Consider the following 4,331-nt stretch of genomic DNA (forward strand, 5'->3'; position numbering starts at 1 on the left):
TCAGTACGACGATAGGCACGCTCTACTTGCCCTCCGACCGTATGACTTAAAATGGTTTCAGCGACCTCATAGGGGGCATCGGTTGTTTCAGCAAGCCAATTGCGTAAACTAGAGCGAAATCCATGGGGGCAGGATTCAAGTCCAATTTTTCTCATATATTTTGACATAACCATAGGTGAAATAGGAGCCCGACTAGAAAAAGAAAAGATGAAATTACTTTTAGAGATACAACGGGCTTGTTCTATCACTTTCATTGCCTCTGATGATAAGGGGACGCGAAATTCTGTTGTCGCATCGCGTTTTCCTTTCATATTCTCAGCAGGAATTGTCCATATATCTCCATCAATCTGATCTTCACGAATATGACGCAAGGGATTGGTACGAACCCCTGTAAGGATAAGCAAACGCAAAGCCAGTTGTGTGGGGTTTGTTGTTTGGCAAAGCGTTTTATAAAAAGCGGGAACATCTTTCCAATCCATTGCAGGTAAGTTTTTGATTTTATGACGTTGTTTTCCTAAGAGAGCTTGTGCTTTTGTTACTGCTTGTAAATCAACATCCAAACCCAAAGCAGCCGCATGTTTGAGACACATATTGAGACGAATGAGAGCTCTACGCGCTGTAACAGCTTTTGTATGCCAGATAGGGGCAATAGTGTTGCGTATCTCAGTTTGTGTAATCTCAGAAACCGGCAGACAACCTAATTTAGGGAGAATATGAAGGCGTAAAGGTAAAAACCAATCTCCATCTTTACCATCATTCTTGAGTTCAGCTTTACGACTTTCAAAAGCATCTAAGGCAATGTCTTTTAGGTAATGGAGATTACTTATTGCCTCACGCTTTTGTTTCTCACGTTCTTTAATGGGATCACGCCCCTCATGCAAAACAGAACGCCATTGATTTGCACATTCACGGGCTTTTTTTAAAGAAACATTTCGCAACGCCCCCAAGCCCATTTCACGACGGCGCCCATGAATGGTATAACGATAAATCCATTGAGCACCTCCATCTTTACGCTTATGAAGTAACAAGCCAGCACCATCATTATATTTGCCAGCCCCCAATGTTGCGACAGATCTTGCATTAAGACGGTTCATAAGAGCCATTTTTTACTCCTTTCTTCTACAAATTTGATCCCCACACTCATCCCACTTGTTATGTGCAAATGAGTAGTTTTGATTGATTAAAGATAAACAGCTTTGAAATGAGAGAATCCTACGATATTCGGGACTCTCATTCAATATGAATAACGCTAAATTATCATTATAAATCAATATCTTGAACAGACAATCCGAAGTTTCCTAAGATCTTGAATGAAGCGCGTCTTGATGATTTGAGAAACCGCCCCGAGACTTATAAGCATATATGGGAAGGGGCTTATTTAACAGCGGTTCAAGGGGCTTACTATCAAAAGGAAATGTTAGCAGCCGAGCAAGAGGGGCGGATAGGGCGTGTTGCACGTGACCCTTTAATGCAGATACGCGCCTTTTGGGATATTGGGGGAACAGGAGCTAAGGCAGATGCAACAGCAATTTGGATAGCGCAATTTGTAGGCAGAGAAATCAGAGTGCTGGATTATTACGAAGCACAAGGGCAACCGTTATCCGAACATATCGGTTGGTTGCGTCAAAATGGTTATGAGAAGGCATTGATGGTTTTACCCCATGATGGTGCAACCAGAGACCGTGTGCATAATGTGAGTTTTGAGAGTGCTTTAAACGATGCGGGTTTTGAAACGCAAGTCATTCCCAATCAAGGGGCAGGTGCAGTCAAAATGCGGATAGAGGCAGTGCGACGTATCTTGCCTTCTGTTTGGTTTAACGAGGAAACCACAGTAGCAGGTCGCAAAGCACTGAACTGGTATCATGAGAAATGGGACGAGAAGCGGAATATAGGCTTGGGAGCAGAGCATGATTGGTCGAGTCATGCAGCAGATGCCTTTGGCTTAATGTGTGTAGGTTATGAACAGCCTCAACAACGGTATAAGAGACCAGCTTATAGCGGTAGAGAAGCTTATGAGAGTACGTCATGGATGGCAGAATGATGCATGATGAAGAGCATTTAGACAAAGATAGAAAGATTTCAGATTTGTCGACAGAAGGTTTGTTTCGCAAACTTATCAGCTGGTATAAAGAAGATGTTGAGCATGTGAACAAATGGCGTGAGCAAGCGCGTGAAGATTTTCGTTTTTACAATGGGGATCAATGGAATGATGCAGATTTAGCGGCGTTAAAAGAACAACGCCGCCCTGTTATGACCTTTAATCGTATTGCCCCGCTTGTGAATGCCGTTGTAGGTGCTGAACGCAATAATAAACGCGAGGTGCAGTTTATTCCCCGTCAAATAGGGAAAGCATTGCCAAGCGAATTGCTTACCGGTGCAGCAGAATGGTTTCGCGATATGGCACATGCGGAATATGCCGATTCCGATGCTTTCCAAGATGCTGTCATCTGTGGCATGGGCTGGACCGATACACGGCTTGATTATGAGAACAGCCTCGATGGGGAGCCGGTTATTACGCGTTTAGATCCGTTGAAGATGGTTTGGGATAGTGCAGCGGTGCAACCGAATTTAACCGATGCACAACGTATGTGGTATGTAGATCGCAAGCCCTTGGAAGTTGCTAAGCAGATGTTTCCAACAGCCCATTGGAGTGAACTGAGCGCAGATTGGGCAAGAGATGGGGGCACTCATGAAGGGGGGCATCACAATGATCTTGATTATTACAGTGATGATGGAAGCGTTGATGTTGAAAATGGTCGCCGGATGGTTACGCTTGTTGAATGTCGTTGGTTTGAAAGCGAGAGATATTACAAGGCACCTGATTTATCAACGGGAGAACTTTGTGATTATAGCGAGAAGGAATTTAAGCAACTCCAATGTATGATGCCCGAGATACAAGGAGCGGCTTTTAATAAAAAGGTTGTTAAACGTGCTTTTTTAGGCAGGAAAGTTTTGCTTGAACCTGATCAACCTATGGTTCCTACTGGTCAATTGGGTTGGGAGTGTGTAACGGGTTATTTTGACAAGATAGAGCGTCAATTTTATGGGGTTGTACGTCCTACAAAAGACCCACAACGATGGGCAAATAAGTACTTTAGTCAAGTGATGCATATTCTTAATAGCCAGTCCAAGGGCGGGATAATGGCAGAGAGGGGCGCCTTTGAAGACGAGCGAGAAGCCGTAAAAAGTTGGAGCAGAGCAGACAGTATTACGGTTTTAAAAAATGGAGCTCTTACAGGTGGCAAGATACAGCCAAAACCGGTCTCTCAGTTTCCTACGGGCTTTTTCCAATTGTTTAATGAAGCAAAAGAAGCAATTAATCAGGTTACGGGATTATCACCAGAGTTCATAGGAACACGAGAAGTTTCACAAGCAGGGGTTTTGGAGGCACAACGGCGTCAATCCAGTTTAAACTTGCTTGCTTGTTTGTTTGATGGATTGCGTTTGTATCGCAAGCGTCAAGGTAAGCTTATTTTGCACTTGATCCAGAATTACTTGTCTGATGGTCGTTTGGTGCGGATTTCTGGAGAGGAGAATGCGCAATATATTCCTTTGACGCGTGAAGCAGTGATGAGTGTTGATTATGATATTGTGGTTGATGATGCACCGACCAGTCCGAATGAGAAAGAACGCACCTTTGGCATTATCACACAACTGTTACCGTTGCTTCAAAACGCCATTACACCGGATATCATGCTTGACTTGCTTCGTTACTCACCATTGCCAGCGTCATTGCTTAATCGTGTGAGTGAGAAGTTTCAACAGCAGCAGCAAATGGCGCAACAAGCCCAGCAACAGATGAATCCAGAGCAGGAAATGAAGTTGCAAGAAAAGCAGCAGGATATTGCCGCCAAAGCCCAGATGCAGCAGATGGATTTGCAACAAAAGCAGATTGATCTGTTCATGCGTCAAAAGAGAGCAGAATTAGAAGCGGAAATGATGCAGCAACGCCATGAACTTGAACGGCAACGTATTCTCAACGAACAAACGCATAATCAAATCATGCGGGAGCGAGCAGCAAGTTATAGAGGAAGAAGCATTTGAGAGAGGTGAAAGAATGAATGCACAAATGACTGAAGGAATGAATGAAGATTATAGAGTAGAACCAGCTGTTTTTGATGATGATGGCTCTTTTGAGAACGATCATGATATAGGGGTGGTTGAAAGCGATGATGTGACGTCTTCAGAGCCGGTTGCAGAGCCCGTTGAACAGCCTTCAGAGATTACAGTCCCTAGTATAGAACAGCAACGTGCTGAAGAACAATTAAAGCAATCCCGTGAAGCACTTGTCAAATTTTATGAAACTCAACCTCAAGCGCCAATGGTTGAAG

Annotated in this window: 2 protein-coding genes and 2 pseudogenes; 3 read left to right on the forward strand and 1 reads right to left on the reverse strand. The window is 43.8% G+C overall.

Annotation, left to right across the window (positions count from 1 at the left end):
• The coding region (locus tag ABD915_RS08885) for a tyrosine-type recombinase/integrase (RefSeq protein ID WP_345117495.1) at nucleotides 1-1,103 on the reverse strand (1,103 nt) is incomplete at its 3' end.
• 176 nt (nucleotides 1,104-1,279) lie between these two features.
• On the opposite strand from ABD915_RS08885, the pseudogene ABD915_RS08890 reads away from it, so the two are divergent.
• The 3 genes and pseudogenes from ABD915_RS08890 to ABD915_RS08900 form a co-directional block, all read left to right on the forward strand.
• A pseudogene (locus ABD915_RS08890) lies at nucleotides 1,280-2,041 on the forward strand (PBSX family phage terminase large subunit); the annotation flags it as partial.
• Nucleotides 2,026-4,044: a portal protein gene (locus ABD915_RS08895; RefSeq protein WP_345117497.1), complete on the forward strand. Its 2,019-nt coding sequence runs from the start codon at nucleotides 2,026-2,028 to the stop codon at nucleotides 4,042-4,044. The pseudogene ABD915_RS08890 and the gene ABD915_RS08895, both read left to right, overlap by 16 nt.
• Before the next feature lie 13 nt (nucleotides 4,045-4,057).
• Nucleotides 4,058-4,331: pseudogene (locus ABD915_RS08900) on the forward strand (hypothetical protein); the annotation flags it as partial.

The sequence above is a fragment of the Bartonella jaculi genome (assembly GCF_039543045.1).
GTDB classification, from domain to species: Bacteria; Pseudomonadota; Alphaproteobacteria; order Rhizobiales; family Rhizobiaceae; genus Bartonella; species Bartonella jaculi.

Excerpts from the sequence above, each read along its gene's own strand:
- ABD915_RS08895 (WP_345117497.1), top strand. The coding sequence starts at position 2,026 with ATGGATGGCAGAATGATGCATGATGAAGAGCATTTAGACAAAGATAGA.